Origin of the sequence: Cellulomonas sp. APG4, assembly GCF_009996735.1 — a bacterium.
Classification (GTDB): domain Bacteria; phylum Actinomycetota; class Actinomycetes; order Actinomycetales; family Cellulomonadaceae; genus Actinotalea.
Window position 1 is genome coordinate 143,494 of sequence record NZ_JAACYI010000003.1, and the last position, 18,345, is coordinate 161,838.

Sequence of the window (18,345 nt, forward strand, 5' to 3'; positions counted from 1 at the left end):
CCCCGCGGGGCGACGACCACGAGAGCACGACCGACACGAGGAGACGCACGATGGCATTCAGCGAGCAGGACATCCTGGCCGGGCTGGCCGAGATCGTCAGCGAGGAGACGGGCCTGCCCGCGGACTCGGTGACGTCGGAGAAGTCGTTCACGGACGACCTGGACATCGACTCGCTGTCGATGATGACGATCGTCACGCTCGCCGAGGAGAAGTTCTCGGTGCGCATCCCCGACGACGAGGTCAAGAACCTCACCACCGTGGGCGACGCCGTCAGCTACATCAACGGCGCCCAGGGCTGAGACCGCCCGTCCGCCCTGCCCAGGGGCCTGCCGCACGACGGCGGGTCCCTGGGGCGGGGTGAGGCCCCACCGCTCCACCCGTCCCGGCAGCGACCGCGACGACCGTCCGCCCGCGCGACCGAGCGCACGCCCTGGAGGAACCGTGACCAGCACGCCTGACGTCGTCATCACCGGACTCGGCGCCACCACCCCGCTCGGCGGGGACGTGGCCAGCACCTGGGCCGCGGCCCGCGCCGGGGAGTCGGGCGCCCGCACGCTCGAGAACGACTGGGCGCAGACGTACGAGATCCCCGTGAGCTTCGCGGCCCAGCTCAAGGTCCCACCGGCCGAGGTGCTGCCGCGCCCCGAGATCAAGCGCATGGACCCGTCGGCGCAGTACGCCGTCATCGCCGCACGCGAGGCCTGGGCGGACGCCGGCGCGCCCGACGTGGAGCCCGAGCGCCTCGGGGCGGTCGTGTCGTCCGGCATCGGCGGCATCTGGACCACGCTCGACGCCTGGGACACGCTGCGCGAGAAGGGCGCCCGGCGCGTGCTCCCCATGACCGTGCCGATGCTCATGCCCAACTCCCCCGCGGCCTACGTCGAGCTGGAGCTGGGCGCCCGCGCCGGTGCGCACGCCCTCGTCTCCGCCTGTGCGTCGGGCGCCGAGGCCATCGGCTACGCCGTCGAGATGATCCGATCGGGCCGCGCCGACGTCGTGGTCGCGGGTGGGACCGAGGCCGCGATCCACCCGATGCCGATCGCCGCCTTCGCCGCCTCGCGCACGCTGTCGACGCGCAACGACGACCCCGCTGGCGCCTCACGTCCCTACGACGTGAGCCGCGACGGCTTCGTGCTGGGCGAGGGTGCCGGGATCGTCGTCCTCGAGAGCGCCGAGCACGCCGCCGCGCGTGGCGCGACCGTGCACGGCCGGATCGCAGGCGTGGGCCTGAGCTCGGACGGCTACCACATGACCTCACCCGAGCCGAGCGGGCGCGGGCAGATCGCCGCGATGCGCGCCGCGCTCGAGCAGGCCGACGTCGCCGCGGCGGACGTGGTGCACGTCAACGCCCACGCCACCTCGACCGTCGTCGGCGACCTGATCGAGGCGCGCAGCGTGCGCGAGGTGCTGGGCGCCGACGCCGACCACGTCGCGCTCTCGGCGACCAAGTCCATGACCGGTCACCTGCTGGGCGGTGCCGGCGCGCTCGAGACGATCTTCACCGTCCTCGCGCTCCGCGACCGCACGGCCCCGCCGACCATCAACGTGGACGAGCCCGACCCGGAGCTGGTCCTCGACCTCGTCCGCGGTGAGGCCCGGACGCTGCGCGACGGCTCCCTCGCCGCGATCAACAACTCGTTCGGCTTCGGCGGCCACAACGTCGCCCTGGTCCTCACGACCCCCTGAGCGCCCCGACCCGTTCCGACGAGGTCGTGAGGCAGGTGTCGAGATCGGCAGGCAGGTCCCCCGATCCCGACACGGGAGTCACGATGCCGCGGGAAGGCTGGGGTCGGTTGCTGTCAGCCGACGCGGTGGAGCCAGCGGACGGGTGCGCCCGCGCCCGCGTAGCGGAACGGCTCGAGCTCGTCGTCCCAGGCCTGGCCGAGCGCAAGGTCGAGCTCGCGACGCATGCGGGCCGGGTCGCCGGCGTGCTCGAGCGCGGCGCGCACCCTGTCCTCCGGGACCATCGTGTTGCCGTGCACGTCCGTGGTCGCGTGGAAGATGCCGAGCTCGGGGGTGTGGCTCCAGCGCGCGCCGTCGGCGCCGTGGCTCGCCTCCTCCGTCACCTCGTAGCGCAGGTGCGTCCAGCCGCGCAGCGCGGACGTGAGCCGGGCGCCCGTGCCCTGGGCCCCCTGCCACGAGTACTCGGTGCGGAACATCCCCGGCGCCGCGGGCTGCTCGGTCCAGTCCATGTGCAGGCGCACGCCCAGGGCCCCGCCGGCTGCCCACTCGATGTGAGGGCACAGCGCTCGCGGGGCTGAGTGCACGAAAAGGACACCGCGGGTGATGGCACCAGCCATGTCGGCCCTCCTGTCGGGTTCGAGGTACGTCTTCCCCTACGACCTCGTCCCCCGCGCGGGAGGCGGCACGGACTCGCGGCGTGCTGGCGCCAGCATGCCCGACGCACCCCGTGCTTGACCAGCCCACGCGCCGACGCGTGTGCGGGATCAGGCGAGCTGCTCCCGCAGGGCCCGCATCGCCTTCTTGCGCACCGACCGGTCCAGCCGGTCGAGGTAGAGCATCCCGTCGAGGTGGTCGACCTCGTGCTGCAGGCAGCGCGCCATGAGCTCCACGCCCTCGACCACGACCTTCTTCCCGTCGAGGTCCTCGCCCTCGACCCTCGCGTACCAGGAGCGCGTGGTCGGGTACCACAGGCCGGGCACCGAGAGGCAACCCTCGTCGCCGTCCTGGTACTCGTCCTGCGACAGCTCGACGATGCGCGGGTTGAGCACGTAGCCCAGGTCGTCGTCGACGTTCCACGAGAACGCGCGCAGGCCCACGCCGATCTGGTTCGCCGCGAGTCCGGCCCTGCCCTCGTGGTCGACGGTCTCGAGCAGGTCCTCGACCAGCGAGCGCACGCGCGCGTCGATCTCGGTCACGGGTTCGCACGGGGTCCGCAGCACCGGGTCGCCGATCACCCGGATCTCTCTCATGGCCATGCCGCCCATGCTCCCACGCCGCGCGTGCTCCGCGGATGCGACCTACGCTCGACGGCAGGGACGCCGCGCCGGTCGGCCGGCGCGACCACGGACGAAGGAGGACCACATGCGCACCAAGGCAGCATTCCTGATCGGCGGCGCCGTCGGGTACGTGCTCGGCACGCGCGCCGGACGCGAGCAGTTCGAGAAGATCCGGCTCCAGGCGCAGAAGGTCTGGGAGAACCCGCAGGTCCAGGAGAAGGTCTCCGAGGTCGAGCACCGTGTGTCCGACCTCGCACGCGACACCGCCCCCGTCGTGAAGGAGAAGGTCGGCGAGGCCGTGCGCACCGCCACCGACACCGTCCGCAGCAGGACGGACGGCGGCTCGACCGGCTCGACGGGATCGTCGACCACCAGCACCTCCCCCTCGGGCTCGTCCGTCAACGGCACAGCCTGAGCACCCTCGCACCACCGGTGGCCACGGACGTCCTCGGACTCCGTGGCCACCGGTCTGTCCGCACCCGCCGCGGCATGTCCCGCGGCGGCCTCGCGCGCCCACCCGGCAGACTGACCGCGTGACCGAGCTCCTGACGACCGTGGCCGTGGTGCTGGGCGGGCTGCTGACGCTCGGCGGAGCAGCGCTGCTCGTGCTGGCCTTCCGGCACGGGCAGGCGGGCCGGGCCGACGACGAGCGGCGCGTGTTCCGTCTCGCGGTCGCCGCGCTCGCCGTCGGGTCGCTGGGCTTCCTCGCGTCGGCCATGCTCTCCGGTCCCGCCTGACCTGTCCTGCGCCCTCGTCGCGCGCCGCGGCCTCGGGCCTGCGGCCCACGTCGACGCGACCGGGCTGTCACGCCCACGTACTGGGGGGCGTCCCCTAGAGTCAGGCGTCCGGCGGGTGACCGCCCGGTGACGGCCAGGTGTCCAGGGGGTGGCGTGGGGTCCGACCGTGCCGAACGACGGCCTGTCGTCGCGCTGCCACGCCACGACGACGCGTCACCGACGCCACCCACCCCTCCGCGCGGCGCCTCCGGCCGCTTCGCCGACGAAGGAGTCACGTGACTGACCGCACCTTCGACCGCGTGCCCGACGAACGCCTGGACCTGCGTCCGTTCATCGGGTTCCTCGCGGCCGTCACCGGCGCGCTGCTGACCGTCAACGTCATCGCCAAGCTCGTGTACGACCCGCTCGAACGGAACTTCTGGACCGGCAACTTCGACGTGAACCGTGAGGCGAACGCACCCACGCTGTGGAACGCCTCGCTGCTGCTCGCGATCGCGCTCACGTGCGTCGCGCTCGGGGCTCTGGGGCCGCGTACGGGCCGTCTGCGGTGGGTCGTCGCTGCGCTCGCGGCGTCGGCCATGGCCGCCGACGAGCTGCTGGGCTGGCACGAGAAGCTCCGCACCGTCGGCGTCGTGATGTCGGACGCGACCGGGCTCGATCTGCCGACCTACGCATGGCTCATGCCCGGAGCACTGCTGGCCCTCGGCCTCGTGGTGGCCGTCGTGCTGTGGGTCCGCGGCCTGCCCGGGCGTGCGCGCGTCGGTGTGATCGTCGGAGCCGCCCTCTACGTCGCAGGCGCGCTGGGCGTCGAGGCGATCTCGGGCTGGGTCGCACGCGAGGACGGCATCGCGCTCGCGTACAACCTGGTCACGGCCGGCGAGGAGGGCCTCGAGATGACCGGGTGCCTGGTCGTCCTCGCAGTCCTCCTCGGGATGCTGCGCCTCACGCTCGACGGCGGTGGACGGCGCGCGGTGGTGCTCAGCCACGACGTCGCGGGTGCGTCCGTCCCGCCCCACCGCGGGACGGACGCACCCGAGGCCGCCGAGCCGGGAGAGCTCAGCGCCGAGCCGGTCGCACCAGGTGGCGCGCGTACGCGCCGAGGGTGAGGAAGGTCGGGTAGTCCTCGCCGAGCGCGACCTCGCGCAGCATCTGCGCGGCGTCATCGAACCGGTCGACCTCCGTGCGCGGCTGCGCGGCCAGCACCTCCTCGAGGACCGCCTCGACGTGTGCCGCCGTCACGGGCGTGCCCTCGACCGTTCGCACGCCCTGGTGGATCCACTGCCACAGCTGGGACCGGGAGATCTCCGCCGTCGCGGCGTCCTCCATGAGCCCGTCGATCGCCGCGGCTCCGGTGCCGCGCAGCCACGACTCGAGGTACCGCAGACCCACCGAGACGTTGCCGCGGACGCCCGCATCGGTCACCTGACCACCAGCCGAGCGCACGTCGAGCAGCTGCGCGGCGCGCACCTGCACGTCCTCCCGGAGCCTGCTCACCTGGTGCGGCCGCTCCCCCAGGACCGCGTCGAACACCTCGCGTGCGACCGGCACCAGGTCCGGGTGCGCGACCCACGTACCGTCGAAGCCCGCGGCCACCTCGCGTTCCTTGTCGGCGCGTACCTGGGCGAGGGCGCGTTCGGTCGCCTCGGGGTCACGCCGGTTCGGGATGAAGGCCGACATCCCGCCGATCGCATGGGCGCCTCGGCGGTGGCAGGTCGCCACCAGCAGCTCCGTGTAGGCGCGCATGAAGGGGACGGCCATGGTGACCTGCCCGCGGTCCGGGAGCACGAACCGGCTGCCACGGTCGCGGAAGGTCTTGATGATGCTGAAGATGTAGTCCCACCGTCCCGCGTTGAGCCCAGCGCAGTGCTCGCGCAGCTCGTAGAGGATCTCCTCCATCTCGAACGCCGCCGTGATCGTCTCGATGAGCACGGTCGCCCGGACCGTCCCACGCCTCAGGCCGAGCCGCTCCTCCATGAGGACGAAGACGTCGTTCCACAGCCGCGCCTCGAGATGGCTCTCGAGCTTGGGCAGGTAGAAGTACGGACCACGGCCGGCCTCGACGAGCGCGCGCGCGTTGTGGAACGCGTAGAGGCCGGCGTCGACGAGGCTCGCCGACGTGGCGCACGCCTGCCCCGAGCGGTCGACGAAGCGCAGGTGCTTCTCGGCCATGTGCAGCCCCCGGGGACGCATGACGATCGTCGGAGTCGTCGCCCCGACGCGATACTCCTTGCCCTCGGGGCTGGTGAAGTCGACCTGTCCGCGGATCGCGTCGTACAGGCTGTGCTGACCGCCGACGACGTTCTCCCACGTGGGCGAGGTCGCGTCCTCGAGGTCCGCGAGCCAGACGCGGGCGCCGGAGTTGAGGGCGTTGATCGTCATCTTGCGGTCCGTGGGGCCCGTGATCTCGACGCGACGGTCCTCGAGGCCGGGTCCCGCACCCGCGACGCGCCAGCCCGGGTCGGCACGCACGTGCGCGGTCTCGGGCAGGAAGTCCGGGTCGACACCCGCGGAGATGCGCGCACGCCTGCGCTGCCGCTCGTGCAGCAGCTCGTTGCGCCGCGCGAAGAACTCCACGTGCAGCTCGGTGACGAAGGCGAGCGCCTCGGGCGTGAGGACATGCTCGCTCCCCGGCACCTGCGGTCCGAGGACCTCGATGCGCGGGCCGACGGCGCGCAGCTCGCCCGTGGTGGGCCCGCTCGTGCGGGTGGACGTGTCGGTGGTGGTGCTCATCGTCGTCCCGTCCTTCCTCATCGCGTGAACTGCGCGGTCTCGGTGGAACCGGCCATGGCCGTCGTCGTGCTCGCGGGGTTGAGCGTGGTCGCCACGCGGTCGAAGTAGCCCGTGCCCACCTCGCGCTGGTGGCGGGTGGCCGTGTAGCCGTCGGCCTCCGAGGCGAACTCGGCCTCCTGGAGATCGACGTAGGCGCTCATGCCGCGCTCGGCGTAGCCGCGGGCGAGCGTGTACATCGAGTGGTTGAGCGCGTGGAAACCGGCCAGGGTGATGAACTGGAACGCGTAGCCGTAGGACGCGAGCTCGCGCTGGAAGCGCGCGATCGTCGCGTCGTCGAGGTGCGCACGCCAGTTGAACGACGGCGAGCAGTTGTACGCGAGCAGCTTGCCCGGGTGCTCGGCGTGGATGCGCTCGGCGAACTCGCGCGCGAGCACCAGGTCGGGCTCGGAGGTCTCGACCCAGAGCAGGTCGGCGTAGGGCGCGTAGGCACCGGCACGGGCGACGACGGCGTCCAGGCCGGGCCGCACGCGGAAGTACCCTTCCGCGGTGCGCTCGCCCGTGAGGAACGCGTGGTCTCGCGGGTCCGCGTCGGAGGTCAGCAGGTCCGCCGCGAGGGCGTCGGTGCGCGCCACGATCAGGCTCGGCACCCCGGCGACGTCGGCGGCCAGTCGTGCGGCGCTCAGCGTGCGCACGTGCTGCGAGGTGGGCACCAGCACCTTGCCGCCCAGGTGCCCGCACTTCTTCTCGGCCGCGAGCTGGTCCTCCCAGTGCACGCCCGCCGCCCCGGCAGCGATCATCGAGCTCATGAGCTCGTAGGCGTTGAGCGGGCCGCCGAACCCGGCCTCGGCGTCGGCGACGATCGGCACGAGCCACTCGCGCGTCGAGCGCCCCTGCTCGGCGTGCTCCACCTGATCCGCGCGCAGAAGGGCGTTGTTGATCCGGCGCACCACGGCAGGCACCGAGTTGGCCGGGTACAGGCTCTGGTCGGGGTACGTCTGACCCGAGAGGTTCGCGTCGGCCGCGACCTGCCAGCCCGAGAGGTAGATCGCTTTGAGGCCCGCGCGCACCTGCTGCACGGCCTGGTTGCCGGTGAGCGCGCCGAGGGCGGGCACCCAGTCCTCGCTGTGCAGCAGCTCCCAGAGCCGCTCGGCGCCGCGGCGCGCGAGCGTGTGCTCCTCGCGCACCGAGCCGCGCAGCGCGAGCACGTCGTGCGCGGAGTAGTCCCGCCGCACGCCGGCCCAGCGCGCACCGCGCCACGAGCGCTCGAGCTCCTCGGCGGTCTGCACCTGGTCGCCCGGGCGGACGACGGCGCCCGCGGCAGCGGCGCGCGCGTCGCCGGCGGGCGACGTCGTGGTCGGGCGGGTCGTCGTCGTGCTCATGGCGTGTCCTCCTGGGTTCCCGGACCGGCAGGTGCCGGTCGCGACGGACGGTGCACCTCCACCGTGGGGGAACCCTGAGCGCTCTTCATGGGCCGGATCGCGTGAAGAATCGGGATTCTTCTTCTGCGCAGAAGGTGGGCGGCCGAGCGAGGCCCTGGCAGCGTGGACGCATGGCACTCACCGACCGCGTCCCGCGCCCCACGGGGGCCGAGGCCGACACGCCCGAGCTCGCCGACGCGCTCGTCCTGGGTCGACGCATCCGCCACCTACGCACCGCACGCGGACTCACCCTCGAGGAGCTCGGCGCCGCCGTCGGGCGCGCGCCGTCCCAGATCTCGATGCTCGAGAACGGTCACCGCGAGGCGAAGGTCTCGGTGCTGCGGCGTCTCGCGGGGGCGCTCGGGGTCCCGCTCACCGAGCTGCTCGCCCCCGAGCCACCGTCGCGCCGGGCGGCGCTCGAGGTCGCGCTCGAGCGTGCGCAGCGCGGCCCCCTCTACTCGGCCCTCGGGCTGCCGTCGGTCAAGGTGGGGCGGTCGCTGCCCACCGACGCGCTCGAGGCGCTCGTGCGACTCGGCGACGAGCTGCAGCGACTGCTCACCGAGAAGGCCGCGACACCCGAGGAGGCTCGCCGCGCGAACGCCGAGCTGCGCGCGACCATGCGCGCCCAGGACAACTACTTCCCCGACCTCGAGGAGCATGCGCGGCACCTGCTGGCCGCCGTCGGGCACCCTGGTGGCCCGCTGTCCCAGCGCGGGACCGCCGAGATCGCCGCTCACCTGGGCTTCACGCTGCACTACGTGCACGACCTGCCGCACTCGACGCGCTCGGTGACGGACCTCGAGCACCGGCGCATCTACCTGCCGCACGCCCTGAGCCCGGGCGGCGACCCGCGCTCGCCGCTGCTGCAGGCCCTCGCGAGCCACGTGCTGGGGCACCGCGAACCCCGCGACTACGGCGACTTCCTGCGGCAGCGTGTCGAGACCAACTACCTGGCGGCCGCCCTCATGCTGCCCGAGGAGGGCGCCGTCGCGATGCTCGCCGAGGCGAAGGCCGCGCGGCGGCTCTCGGTCGAGGACCTCCGCGACGCCTTCGCCGTCACCTACGAGACCGCGGCGCACCGGTTCACCAACCTCGCGACGCGGCACCTCGACATCCCGGTGCACTTCATGAAGGTCCACGAGAGCGGCACGCTCCACAAGGCCTACGAGAACGACGGCGTGAGCTTCCCGAGCGATCCGCTGGGCGCGATCGAGGGTCAGCCCGTGTGCCGGCGCTGGACGGCGCGCGTGGTCTTCGACATCGAGGACCGGTTCTCGCCCTACTACCAGTACACGGACACGCCGTCGGGCACGTTCTGGTGCACGTCACGTGTGCAGGGCTCGGCCGACGGCGAGTTCTCGGTGAGCGTGGGAGTGCCGTTCGCGCAGGTGCGCTGGTTCCAGGGGCGCGAGACCACCGAGCGCGCGCAGTCGCGCTGCCCCGAGCCCGACTGCTGCCGGCGTCCGCCCGTCGCCCTGGCCGACCGCTGGCAGGGGCGCGCCTGGCCGAGCGCGCGACCGCACGCGAGCATGCTCGCGGCGCTGCCCACGGGTGCGTTCCCGGGCGTCGACGAGACCGAGGTCTTCACCTTCCTCGACCGCCACTCCCCCGTGCGACCGACGGACTGATGCGGCGAAGCGCCGGGTCAGAGCTCGGTGGTGACGCTCGGCGACGGTGTCGGCGTGGGACCGCCACCCGAGCCGTCCCCGGCGGCACCCGTCCCCGCGACCCCACCAGCCACGGCGGCGACGGCGAGCAGGAACGCTCCGGCGAACACGAGTGCTCGCGCCGCCGTCAGTCCCTTGAGCCCTTCACCCAGGGACGTCAAGGCACCTTCGAGGAAGGACCCGCTCACCGTGGCGTCGTCGGAGAGGGCGCGGACCCTGACGTCGGCGTCGGGGACCCTGGCGACCACCTTCTCCGCACGCAACGCCTCGCCGGCCATCAGGCCCACGCCGGCGCCGAGCAGCAGCAGGCCGGCCGCCACAGCGCCCGCCACGGCGAGGATCCCCAGCTCGTGACCGTCACCCACGGGCAGCACCGCCATGAGCGCCGCGAGCAGGGCCACGGCCCCAGCCGCCCAGCCTCCGACCCGGCGCCAGGTGGAGATCTGCCCCTCGACCCCCGCCTTGTCGTAGACGGGCACCCACTCCACGCCCTCGACCTTCTGGTACCCCCCGCCCGCGTCCTGCGCCTCGAGCAGGGCTCGCACCTTCGCGACCTCGTCGTCAGTGAGTCCCGCCATCGCACCCACCTCCCTCGCATGCACGGTAGACCCGGACATCTCGGGCGCACCAGGGGCGTGTGCGGCATGCGTCGGACACGAGCTGCAGGTGTCAAGGATCAACCGACGCAGGAGAAAGCACGGTGGGCCAGGTGGGGCTTGAACCCACGACCGACGGATTATGAGTCCGCTGCTCACGTGATCTGGGGCACCCGACTGGCCTGCTCGCTCACAGCGTAACCGCAGGTCATCGAGACCTTCTTGCTACTCAGCGGCACTCAGGGCTTGTCAGCCCTGAGCAGGCTGCGGCGGTCCCCAAGTGGTCCCGAGACGCGATCCGGGGCGATGCACACAGCCCGATTGCCCTCAGGGCTGATCTGCCCGTAGCGTTGCGGCCACAACCAGGGGCGGCAGCCGAGAGGCTGACCCGCCCCGCTAGGTGGCCGTGAGAGGCGCTCGACGCGCACGGTGTCCCGGTCAGGTCCTGAACCTGAGCCCGCCTGCATCCCTGGAAGCCCAGGACCCCACCCCAATGAGGGGGCTGGTCCTGGGCTTCGTTGTTCCTGGGCCAGCTCTCTGAGCCCCAGGAGCCGAGATGCCTCGCAAGATCACCAGCCGCCCCGTGGAGGGCGACGTCCTCCTCGATGACCGCGCCGTCTGCCAGCGCCTCGGCGTGAGCATCGCGACCGCCCGACGCCTGCGCTACCGAGGAGAGCTCACCAGCGTTCGCATCGGCGGGGCTGTCCGAGTAACCGCCAGCTCTCTCGACGCGCTCATCGCTCGCGGGACTGTGCAGCGATGAAGCGCCGCGAGGCGAGCGAGCCGACCCCAGCTTCGACGACGCACTGCTGCGGTTCTCAACCGACGCCCCGCTGGAGGAGGTCAACGCCCTCGGCGGCCTCGACCTCGCCCTCCGCGGCTGCGAGGTCGAGGAGTCGGCCATTGGAAGCAGGTCGATGATGACCCGCCGAACCTCTCGAACCCATTTCCTCCTCCACGGTAAGGGAATGCGTCGCCCAGACGCATTAGCAGAAGTGCCAAACTGAAGGTGTGCGGCAATGCGCGCAAACTCAGCCCAAGGAGGAATGGGAATGGCTCGACCTCGAAAGCCAAACGGTCCCGAGTATCCCGTGATGAAGACGGTGTACCTCAGCCACGAGACGCACGACGCTCTGACCACGATGGCGAAGCTGCTCGGGGTCTCGTGGGCGTCATTCGCTCGCAGCATTCTCGACGCATTTGTGAACCAGACCGTCGAGCAGGCCGAGAACGCCGCGATGCTCGACGTCAACGACGAGATCAACAGCGACGACGAGGCGACCGAACCCGACGACGAGATCAACGACGAGAAGCAGGAGGACGAGGACTGATGCTGACCGACAAGAACCACAAGCCCGAGTGGGCTCCCGTTCCGAACGACCGACTGGAGGGGACGCTTGCGCGGCTGAACAAGGAGATGGCCGAGGCGGAGGACACGCTCCTCGCCGCTGCTGAGCGCGGGCAGAAGCTGGACGCGCTGAACCAGCGCGCTTCGGCCGCCGACGAGGCCACCCTGCGTCAGCGGTACCCGGCGCTCGACGGCAGGGTGGGTGAGCTCTGATGACATACCACTACGACGAAGAGCTCGCCCAGCAGATGCAGCGGCCCGACATCTCTCCTGCCGAGGTCAAGCGGCTCGAGAACCGCTGCGACTACCTGCTGCAGAAGGACGCCCAGATCATCATGGAGGGCACTGCCTCGGCTCGCGCTCGGACGGCGCAGCGGGCAAACGAGGTGATCGACGAGGCGGAGACCCTCAGCTCCCAGGTCCGCGAGACCGAGCGGCGGTTGCTGAGCTACGGCGCGACGACCGACGAGGTTCAGAAGACCCTCGCCTCGTCTCGGAAGCGCCTCCGCGAGCTGACGCAGCTCGCCGTCGACCTGCGGAAGCAGACGGCCAACCAGGACCGCATCGCGGCCGACCCCAACGCGGAGGCCGACGCGATCTTCCAGCGGTACCCGGCCCTCCAGGCCGACCGCCCCGGCCTCTACGGGTGACGTCGGTGAGCCCCGGCTGAGGAAGCTCTCAGTCGGGGCTCACCTTTAGCGCGACAAGCGAGGACAAGCCAGACCGTGGGAGGTCTACAGCAATGGTAGGGAACGCTTCAGGGCTGGCACTAGGACAAGCCCCTCTTCCCATCGCTATCCGATGGGACTTTCACTTCTCGAAGGAATGGCCCGAGCCGAAGCCGTGCTGCCTGGTCTCCAAGACCGCAGCGTGTCGCGGTCTGGTGGCACTTCGGGCAGCGCTCTACAGCGCGTCGCGACACGTGCAGACCTTGACCGTCGTTCTCGACCGGATGGGTGAAGAGATAGAGCGGTACGGGGACTTCCCCTTCCTGCCACGCGAGCAGGCGCGACCCTGGCTCTTCATGGCGCTGCTCCACTCCCACGCTGGCGAGTTCAGATTCGGCCGCATGACGCGGCTTCACGAGTTCGTCGAAGTAGAGGCCGGCGAGCTCGGCCAGCTCTTCAGCCTCGACGCGTACCGAGGCGGTGAGGGCTGATGGCTCGCGCGACGGCGATGGAGAAGGTCGCTGGCGCGCTGGATCGGCTGGGCATCGAGCACGGCGAAGACATCGGCAAGGTCCTTTGCCCCGCGCATGAGGACGTCAAGCCCTCACTGAGCGTGGCACAGGGCGAGAAGGGCGTCGTCATGGCGTGCTTCGCAGGTTGTGCGACGGAGGCTGTCGTGAAGGCCCTCGGCCTGAAGATGAGCGACCTCTATGACCGCAAGAAGGGCGAGACGAGAGTCACCGGTCGGTACGAGTACCGCTCCCCGACGAAGCCCGACCGGGTGCTCTTCACCCAAGTCCGCCGTGAAGAGAGCGGCGTCCCCGGCAAGCGCTACACCTGTACGCCGCAGGGTGCGCAGGACCGCATCCTGCGGAAGCTCGGTGCGCTCCCTCTCTACAACGAGCACCTTCTGCTTGAGCGTCCCGACGACAAGGTCTATCTGGTCGAAGGTGAGGGGAACGCCGACCGGCTCAACGCGTGGCTGCGCGAACGTGGCAAGCGCGGGGTCGCGGTGTCGCACTGCAACGGCGCAGCGAACTGGCGACCGTGCTACGCCGACCCTCTGGCTCGTCGTGACGTGGTGGTGGTCGTAGACCGCGACGAAGCTGGCGAGGACTGGGCCGCGAAGGTTGCCGCCGACGTGGCCCCCGTCGCCAAGCGCCTCCGCTTCGTGCAGTCCGCCACGACGGGCGAGAAGGACGACGTAGTTGACCACCTGGATGCCGGGTACGGGCTCAAGGCCCTGGTGCCGTACGAGCCCGCAGATCCGCCGCGTGCGCCTACGGGCCGACCGCGCTTCGTTGTGGTGTCTGCGGCCGACCTGGCTGCCCCTGTGCCGCCGATGGAGTGGCTGGTCAAGGGCGTCTGGCCGACGACTGGCTTCGGGGTGCTGGGCGGGGAGAAGAAGACCCTCAAGACGTACAACCTGATGCACATGGCTCTCGCCGTGGCGAGCGGCACACCGATGTTCGATCAGTTCTCCGTCCCCGCTCCACGAACCGTGCTCTACCTGCTGGGGGAAGGCGGGCAAGGTCCGTCGGCTCGTCGTCTGCAGCGCATCGCAGAGGCGATGGGTCTGCCGCTCGAAGACCTGCCGTTGTTCATGACGTTCGACCCGGCCCCGGCGGATACGCCCGAATGGCAGGACGCCGTCAGCGCGGCCCTCGACACCTTCCAGCCCGGCCTCGTGATGCTTGACCCGCTCTACGCCTTCCACCCGCACGACATCGAGGCGCAGAACCTCTACTCCCGGGGCCAGATGCTCACGGAGCTCAATGGGCTGCTGGGCCGCGAAGCTGCGTTCGTCGTGGCGGACCACTTCAAGAAGACGGGCTCCGGTGCCCTCGATCTGGACTCCATTGCCCAGGTCGGCATGAGCCAGTGGGCCGACTCGTGGATTCTCCAGCGGCACCGCTCGCCGGCTCAGGTCGAACAAGGCGACTTCTACCTCGAAGTGGAGTTCGGCTCGCGGCAATGGGGCGGACGCACCTGGGAAGTCGACTGGCACCTGGGCGCGTTCGATGACGACACCGGCGAGCACGACGGCGTCGTGAAGTGGGACGTGCGCCCGTCGAATGGTGGCGGGGCTGGAACGGCCCGGCGTGACGCATCGAGCCAGGAGGCCAAGGCGCTCCAAATCCTCAAGGACAAGCCGGAAGGGCTGACCCGGACAGACCTACGGAAGCTCATGACCGGTCGCCAGGAGAAGCGCGAGGACGCCATCAACGCCCTGCTCGACAAGGGCTGGATCGTGCCGAACAACGTCGAGGGCAAGGACTCCTCGGGCCGCAAGCGAACGACGACGGTGCTCGTCGCGGACGTCGAGAAGATCACCGGGCACGCCGATGTGTAGGCCCCTGCGGCGGGGACCCGATGCCCCGGCGGGGCGTTGTGTGGCGGCCCGATGCCCCACATGGGACGCGGGTCCCCGGGGCGTCCGGCCGATTCTGCCTTCTACCAGGGGAAAGACCCGATGCCCCGCATGGGCGTCCCACGGGGCGTCCGGTGCCCCTGGGCAGGCATTTGGGGGCACGCAGTGCCCCAATGCCCCAGCCCTATAGGGGCATCGGGTCTGGGGCGTCGGGTGCCATCGGCCCACAGAGCAGCTTCAAGCAGCAGTCGAGAGGAGAGAAGTGATGAGTAGCTACGACCAGAAGAACGCCTTCGTCCTGAGAAGGGTCCTCAGGACAGAGCCCGTGTGCGGACGATGCACGGAGAGGGCAGGGGCGGACCACGACAAGTGCCTGAACCGCTCGCTCTCAGTTCTTGGAGTCGCAGAGCGGTTCACAACGGCGGACGTCGCCTGCGGGTGCCCGTGCCAGGTCCCGTCCGTGGCGGGGTCTTTCGTGCCGTCGCTCGCGGAGAACCGGCACCACGAGGCCCGGTGGGTCGAGTACGTGGCAGATCGTGAGTTCGTCGAGGAAGGGGCCGAGCGATGAGCAAGGGGAACAGGAAGCGGCGTCAAGAGAAGGGTCTCCTGCCGTCGCCGCAGAAGTGCGCTGCTCGAAGCGTGCGGACAGGAGAGCCATGCAACAACTCACCCGTACAGGGAGCTGCGGTCTGTCGGATGCACGGCGGAGCCGCCCCACAGGTGATCGCCAAGGCCAAGGAGCGCCTCGCTCTCGCCGCCGACGACGCCGTGTCGACCCTCATCAGGATCATGACCGACGACCGCATCTCCCCGTCGGACAGGCGGCAGGCTGCCACCGCCATCCTCGACCGCGCGGGTATCGGCACCAAGTCCGAGCTCGACGTGACGGTGGCTCCCTGGGTCGGCGTTCTCGAAGGCGTGGTGGCCGAGGACGCCGACGGCCAGGAGGTCACACGCAGGCACGACTACAGCACCCGGCTCGGCACGGTGCCGGAGCTGACGAACCAGGCTTCCGCTCCCGTCGAGGACATCGTTGACGCCGAGGTGATTGACGAGCCCAGCCCTCCCGTCGTTGGTGCGGTGCCCGTCGACGCCAGGCGTTCCGACCGGCCTCGTGCTCGTGCGGCGCGGATCGTTCGCGACTAGCGGCGCGAAGCCACCCCTTCGCGCTGAACTTCTCGCTCGATCTTCTAGAGCCTGAGGTCATCAGGAGCCCAAGCACTACGGGAGGCCAGCATGACCAGCACCACTGCCACGGGCCAGCGGCGCGGCACACGCGCTCACGGCCCCAGCGCCCGACGCACAGCGCGCAAGACCGCGCCAGCCGCCCCAGCGGCCGAGGCCGGGTCTACGACGGCTCAGCGGGTGATCGGCTACCTACGGGTGTCGACGGCCGAGCAGGCCGACAGCGGCCTCGGCGTCGCGGCTCAGCGCGCCCGCATCTCGGACGAGGCGGCACGGCAGGGTTGGGAGGTCGAGTGGATTGCCGACGAAGGCTACAGCGCCAAGAACCTCGACCGTCCGGGCCTGCGCCTTGCGCTCGAGAAGCTGGCGCGCGGGGAGGCGAGTGCCCTCGTCAGCTCCAAGCTCGACCGGCTGAGCCGTTCCGTCGTTGACTTCTCAAACACGCTCGCTATCGCGGCGAAGCAGGGTTGGGCCGTTGTGCTCCTTGACCTCGGGGTCGACACCGGCACTCCCACAGGACGCCTTGTCGCGGGGCTCGTCGCCCAGATTGCTCAGTTCGAACGGGAGATGATCGGCAGCCGCACGAAGGACGCCCTCGCCGCTGCCAAGGCACGAGGCCAGCGCCTCGGTCGCCCCCGCGCCACACCTGACGCCGTGGTCGCCCGCGTGGTGGCCCTCAGCGCCGATCTGAGCCCTCTACAGGTGGCTCGCGCCCTCACGGCCGACGGCGTGCCCACGACGCGCGGTGCGGCTGCCTGGTCGGCCAGCAGCGTTCGCCGCATCCTGCACGGCCACGCGCTCGACCAGCTCGCCAGCACCGCATCCACCGAACCGGACGTATCGCACGAGAGGACCGCCTGAGATGGCCCGCCCCAAGGTCACCAAGACCGCCGTCAAGAACGCTCCCGGCATCCGCCGCATCACCCGGAGCTACGAGGACGGGCGCAAGGTCGAGAAGTACGAGGTTCGGGTCAAGGACGCGCTCGGCAAGGACGTGAGCCTCGGCATGTTCGCCACCCTGACCGAAGCCCGCGCGGCTCAGGTCAATGCGAAGAGCGCGCAGCAGAAGGGCAGCTTCGTCGCGCCGAGTGCCGGTAAGGCGACGTTCCTCAGCGTGGCCGAGGACTGGCTCGCGAGCCCGCAGGTCGTGCAGACCAAGCCGCGCACTCGTCGCGGGTACGAGCTGCTGGTGCACGGGCGACTCCGGCCTCTCCACGGCGTCAACGTCAACCGCCTGACGCACAAGGAGCTGAGCCGCTTCGTCGCGAGCCTCACCGCCGACGGCCTGGCACCCGCCACGGTGCGGCACGTCACGTTCGTCCTGCGGCGGGTACTCGACGAAGCCGTGAGCCAGCAGCTCGTCGCGTCGAACCCGATGGCGTCGGTCAGGCCGCCCAAGCTCCGCACCGTGCAGCCGTACGTCCTCACCGAAGGCGACGTGGGTCGCCTCATCGACCACCTGCGCACGCACGACGACCAGCGCTGGTGGCTCCTCGTCATGTTCGCCGCCTACACCGGCTGCCGTGCCGGGGAGATCGCTGGCCTTCGAGTGAGGCACCTGAACCTCCTCAGCCGAACCGTGCGTATCGAGTCGGTCGTGCACGAGATGGGTGGGCGGCAGATCGCCGGCTCTCCGAAGACCGACGCGGGGCTCCGCACAATCAGCGGCCTGCCACGCGCGCTCTGCGACGGCCTGGGAGCGCACGTCGCCCAGCTTCGCCCGGACGACTACGTGTTCGGCTGGCTCGACGCCGCTGGCACGTCGCACCCGTACCGCCACGCCAACTTCCTGCGGCGCGTGTTCACGCCTGCGGTCGAGGCCGTGGGCCTCCCGACCCACCGCACGAGGGGCGGCATCGGCCTCCACGACCTGCGGCACTTTCACGCCTCCCTCTGCATCGAGCGCGGCATGACCCCGGTACAGGTTGCCAAGCGCCTCGGGCACGTCAACGCGACGCTCGTCCTCCGCACCTACGCCCACGCCTGGCAGCAGGACGACAGCAAGTGGGGCGACGTGTTCGACGCGTCGTTGGCAGCCGCCCAGGAAGCTGCCTCGCCGTCGAACGTCGTGCCGCTGGCGCGGTGATCTACAGCGCGCCTACCGAACGACGTGCGGCTGTGCTCGACTCGTACTCGTGACCGTGCGCATCAACCGCAAGCAGATCATTGCCGCGTCCCTCGACGGCTTCGACCAGGCCCTAGAGAGGCACAAGCCAGCCCAGGGGCTTCGTCCGAGCTACATCTCCCTCGCCGAGTGCGTCTACTGGCTCGCGACGGTCGACGAGCTGCTCCGCCCGGAGGCTTGGTACGAGACCGAACGCTCGCGCCACTCTGATGGCGGGCTTCTACCTGGCCTGCGCTACGCACGGAACTTCGCGACGCACCAAGCGGTCGCCTTGGCGCAGGCTGGCCCCTCCTACCTCACGTTCCCCCTGTACGAGAGCGGCAGTCTCTATCGCACGTTCACCGAGTGGGTCGCCTTCGAAGACCTGCCCGAACCGACGAAGACCACGAAGTACACGCCCGACCAGCAGGCCAGCTACAGGGAGCACCTGGGAGGTGAGCTCACCGTTCGTACTCTCGAACGCGCGCAGGAGTGGCTGAGAGCTGTCCGCGCGATTGCACTCGTGTAGCCGCCCGCCCTCGCCCGATCCCGACGCGCGGC

General features: G+C 70.8%; 22 protein-coding genes, 1 tRNA gene and 1 pseudogene. 18 read left to right on the plus strand and 6 right to left on the minus strand.

Translation table 11 applies throughout. The features are described 5' to 3' along the window. The first annotated feature begins 50 nt into the window (after nt 1-50). A complete protein-coding gene (locus GXB85_RS03980; RefSeq protein ID WP_161916347.1) occupies nt 51-299 on the plus strand; it encodes an acyl carrier protein in 249 nt (82 codons plus the stop codon). Between the two features lie 142 nt (nt 300-441). Further along, nucleotides 442-1,686 (plus strand): beta-ketoacyl-[acyl-carrier-protein] synthase family protein, encoded by a 1,245-nt coding sequence (locus GXB85_RS03985; protein ID WP_161916348.1) that lies wholly within the window; start codon nt 442-444, stop codon nt 1,684-1,686. A 113-nt stretch (nt 1,687-1,799) separates the two neighbouring features. Here GXB85_RS03985 and GXB85_RS03990 read toward each other — a convergent pair whose 3' ends face one another. Both GXB85_RS03990 and def read right to left on the minus strand, forming a co-directional pair. Next, entirely contained in the window at nt 1,800-2,300 is a 501-nt protein-coding gene (locus GXB85_RS03990) for a DUF3145 domain-containing protein (RefSeq protein ID WP_161916349.1), read from the minus strand. 147 nt (nt 2,301-2,447) lie between these two features. After that, a complete protein-coding gene (def, locus tag GXB85_RS03995) occupies nt 2,448-2,939 on the minus strand; it encodes a peptide deformylase (RefSeq protein WP_161916350.1) in 492 nt (163 codons plus the stop codon). 106 nt (nt 2,940-3,045) lie between these two features. Here def and GXB85_RS04000 point away from each other — a divergent pair, with 106 nt between their 5' ends. From GXB85_RS04000 to GXB85_RS04010, 3 genes are all read left to right on the plus strand, one after another. Next, nucleotides 3,046-3,375 (plus strand): YtxH domain-containing protein, encoded by a 330-nt coding sequence (locus GXB85_RS04000; protein WP_161916351.1) that lies wholly within the window; start codon nt 3,046-3,048, stop codon nt 3,373-3,375. Between the two features lie 118 nt (nt 3,376-3,493). After that, complete coding sequence (locus tag GXB85_RS04005; RefSeq protein ID WP_161916352.1) at nt 3,494-3,697, plus strand: hypothetical protein; 204 nt, start codon at nt 3,494-3,496, stop codon at nt 3,695-3,697. A 275-nt stretch (nt 3,698-3,972) separates the two neighbouring features. Next, nucleotides 3,973-4,803 carry a hypothetical protein gene (locus GXB85_RS04010; RefSeq protein ID WP_161916353.1) on the plus strand — a complete coding sequence of 277 codons (831 nt, stop codon included), beginning with the start codon at nt 3,973-3,975 and terminating at the stop codon, nt 4,801-4,803. On the opposite strand, the gene aceB is transcribed toward GXB85_RS04010, so the two are convergent. Both aceB and aceA read right to left on the minus strand, forming a co-directional pair. After that, nucleotides 4,754-6,427: a malate synthase A gene (gene aceB, locus GXB85_RS04015; RefSeq protein WP_161916354.1), complete on the minus strand. Its 1,674-nt coding sequence runs from the start codon at nt 6,425-6,427 to the stop codon at nt 4,754-4,756. The two genes, GXB85_RS04010 and aceB, sit on opposite strands and share 50 nt — an antisense overlap. Nucleotides 6,428-6,444: 17 nt before the next feature. Then, nucleotides 6,445-7,806, minus strand: coding sequence for an isocitrate lyase (gene aceA / locus GXB85_RS04020; RefSeq protein WP_161916355.1), 1,362 nt, complete (start codon nt 7,804-7,806; stop codon nt 6,445-6,447). 170 nt (nt 7,807-7,976) lie between these two features. Here aceA and GXB85_RS04025 point away from each other — a divergent pair, with 170 nt between their 5' ends. Further along, nucleotides 7,977-9,473, plus strand: a complete 1,497-nt coding sequence (locus GXB85_RS04025; RefSeq protein WP_161916356.1) for a helix-turn-helix transcriptional regulator — start codon at nt 7,977-7,979, stop codon at nt 9,471-9,473. Between the two features lie 17 nt (nt 9,474-9,490). Here the strand turns inward: GXB85_RS04025 and GXB85_RS04030 are convergent, their stop codons facing one another. Next, nucleotides 9,491-10,090, minus strand: coding sequence for a hypothetical protein (locus GXB85_RS04030; protein WP_161916357.1), 600 nt, complete (start codon nt 10,088-10,090; stop codon nt 9,491-9,493). A gap of 123 nt (nt 10,091-10,213) precedes the next feature. Next, nucleotides 10,214-10,291, minus strand: a tRNA-Ile gene (locus GXB85_RS04035). Nucleotides 10,292-10,664: 373 nt separating this feature from the next. Between GXB85_RS04035 and GXB85_RS18740 the strand changes: the two genes are divergently transcribed. From GXB85_RS18740 to GXB85_RS04090, 12 genes and pseudogenes are all read left to right on the plus strand, one after another. Continuing rightward, the gene (locus tag GXB85_RS18740; protein ID WP_161916358.1) at nt 10,665-10,871 is read left to right on the plus strand and encodes a helix-turn-helix domain-containing protein; all 207 of its coding nucleotides are present in this window, start codon (nt 10,665-10,667) and stop codon (nt 10,869-10,871) included. Nucleotides 10,872-11,202: 331 nt separating this feature from the next. Then, a complete protein-coding gene (locus GXB85_RS04045; RefSeq protein ID WP_161916359.1) occupies nt 11,203-11,439 on the plus strand; it encodes a hypothetical protein in 237 nt (78 codons plus the stop codon). Beyond that, the gene (locus GXB85_RS04050; protein ID WP_161916360.1) at nt 11,439-11,669 is read left to right on the plus strand and encodes a hypothetical protein; all 231 of its coding nucleotides are present in this window, start codon (nt 11,439-11,441) and stop codon (nt 11,667-11,669) included. Before GXB85_RS04045 ends, GXB85_RS04050 begins: the two co-directional genes overlap by 1 nt. Further along, nucleotides 11,669-12,106, plus strand: a complete 438-nt coding sequence (locus GXB85_RS04055) for a hypothetical protein (protein ID WP_161916361.1) — start codon at nt 11,669-11,671, stop codon at nt 12,104-12,106. The genes GXB85_RS04050 and GXB85_RS04055 overlap by 1 nt, the downstream gene beginning before the upstream one ends. A gap of 302 nt (nt 12,107-12,408) precedes the next feature. Continuing rightward, a complete protein-coding gene (locus tag GXB85_RS04060) occupies nt 12,409-12,615 on the plus strand; it encodes a hypothetical protein (RefSeq protein ID WP_237727956.1) in 207 nt (68 codons plus the stop codon). After that, nucleotides 12,615-14,477: an AAA family ATPase gene (locus GXB85_RS04065; RefSeq protein WP_161916363.1), complete on the plus strand. Its 1,863-nt coding sequence runs from the start codon at nt 12,615-12,617 to the stop codon at nt 14,475-14,477. Before GXB85_RS04060 ends, GXB85_RS04065 begins: the two co-directional genes overlap by 1 nt. Nucleotides 14,478-14,760: 283 nt before the next feature. Next, the gene (locus tag GXB85_RS04070; RefSeq protein WP_161916364.1) at nt 14,761-15,063 is read left to right on the plus strand and encodes a hypothetical protein; all 303 of its coding nucleotides are present in this window, start codon (nt 14,761-14,763) and stop codon (nt 15,061-15,063) included. Continuing rightward, nucleotides 15,060-15,197 (plus strand): annotated as a pseudogene (locus tag GXB85_RS18745) (hypothetical protein); the annotation flags it as partial. The gene GXB85_RS04070 and the pseudogene GXB85_RS18745, both read left to right, overlap by 4 nt. Before the next feature lie 18 nt (nt 15,198-15,215). Further along, nucleotides 15,216-15,641, plus strand: a complete 426-nt coding sequence (locus GXB85_RS04075; RefSeq protein WP_161916365.1) for a hypothetical protein — start codon at nt 15,216-15,218, stop codon at nt 15,639-15,641. 90 nt (nt 15,642-15,731) lie between these two features. Continuing rightward, nucleotides 15,732-16,541: a recombinase family protein gene (locus tag GXB85_RS04080; protein ID WP_161916366.1), complete on the plus strand. Its 810-nt coding sequence runs from the start codon at nt 15,732-15,734 to the stop codon at nt 16,539-16,541. 1 nt (nt 16,542) lies between these two features. Beyond that, nucleotides 16,543-17,766: a tyrosine recombinase XerC gene (xerC, locus tag GXB85_RS04085; protein ID WP_161916367.1), complete on the plus strand. Its 1,224-nt coding sequence runs from the start codon at nt 16,543-16,545 to the stop codon at nt 17,764-17,766. 49 nt (nt 17,767-17,815) lie between these two features. Next, nucleotides 17,816-18,313 carry a hypothetical protein gene (locus GXB85_RS04090; protein ID WP_161916368.1) on the plus strand — a complete coding sequence of 166 codons (498 nt, stop codon included), beginning with the start codon at nt 17,816-17,818 and terminating at the stop codon, nt 18,311-18,313. The last annotated feature ends 32 nt before the right edge of the window (nt 18,314-18,345 follow it).

Coding starts and splice junctions, on each gene's coding strand:
- GXB85_RS04030 (WP_161916357.1), bottom strand. CDS start 10,090: ATGGCGGGACTCACTGACGACGAGGTCGCGAAGGTGCGAGCCCTGCTC.
- GXB85_RS04070 (WP_161916364.1), top strand. CDS start 14,761: ATGAGTAGCTACGACCAGAAGAACGCCTTCGTCCTGAGAAGGGTCCTC.
- xerC (WP_161916367.1), top strand. CDS start 16,543: ATGGCCCGCCCCAAGGTCACCAAGACCGCCGTCAAGAACGCTCCCGGC.
- GXB85_RS04080 (WP_161916366.1), top strand. CDS start 15,732: ATGACCAGCACCACTGCCACGGGCCAGCGGCGCGGCACACGCGCTCAC.
- aceA (WP_161916355.1), bottom strand. CDS start 7,806: ATGAGCACGACGACGACCCGCCCGACCACGACGTCGCCCGCCGGCGAC.
- GXB85_RS04055 (WP_161916361.1), top strand. CDS start 11,669: ATGACATACCACTACGACGAAGAGCTCGCCCAGCAGATGCAGCGGCCC.
- GXB85_RS04060 (WP_237727956.1), top strand. CDS start 12,409: ATGGGTGAAGAGATAGAGCGGTACGGGGACTTCCCCTTCCTGCCACGC.
- GXB85_RS03990 (WP_161916349.1), bottom strand. CDS start 2,300: ATGGCTGGTGCCATCACCCGCGGTGTCCTTTTCGTGCACTCAGCCCCG.
- GXB85_RS04065 (WP_161916363.1), top strand. CDS start 12,615: ATGGCTCGCGCGACGGCGATGGAGAAGGTCGCTGGCGCGCTGGATCGG.
- def (WP_161916350.1), bottom strand. CDS start 2,939: ATGGCCATGAGAGAGATCCGGGTGATCGGCGACCCGGTGCTGCGGACC.
- aceB (WP_161916354.1), bottom strand. CDS start 6,427: ATGAGCACCACCACCGACACGTCCACCCGCACGAGCGGGCCCACCACG.
- GXB85_RS03980 (WP_161916347.1), top strand. CDS start 51: ATGGCATTCAGCGAGCAGGACATCCTGGCCGGGCTGGCCGAGATCGTC.
- GXB85_RS04050 (WP_161916360.1), top strand. CDS start 11,439: ATGCTGACCGACAAGAACCACAAGCCCGAGTGGGCTCCCGTTCCGAAC.
- GXB85_RS04000 (WP_161916351.1), top strand. CDS start 3,046: ATGCGCACCAAGGCAGCATTCCTGATCGGCGGCGCCGTCGGGTACGTG.
- GXB85_RS04045 (WP_161916359.1), top strand. CDS start 11,203: ATGAAGACGGTGTACCTCAGCCACGAGACGCACGACGCTCTGACCACG.
- GXB85_RS18740 (WP_161916358.1), top strand. CDS start 10,665: ATGCCTCGCAAGATCACCAGCCGCCCCGTGGAGGGCGACGTCCTCCTC.
- GXB85_RS04025 (WP_161916356.1), top strand. CDS start 7,977: ATGGCACTCACCGACCGCGTCCCGCGCCCCACGGGGGCCGAGGCCGAC.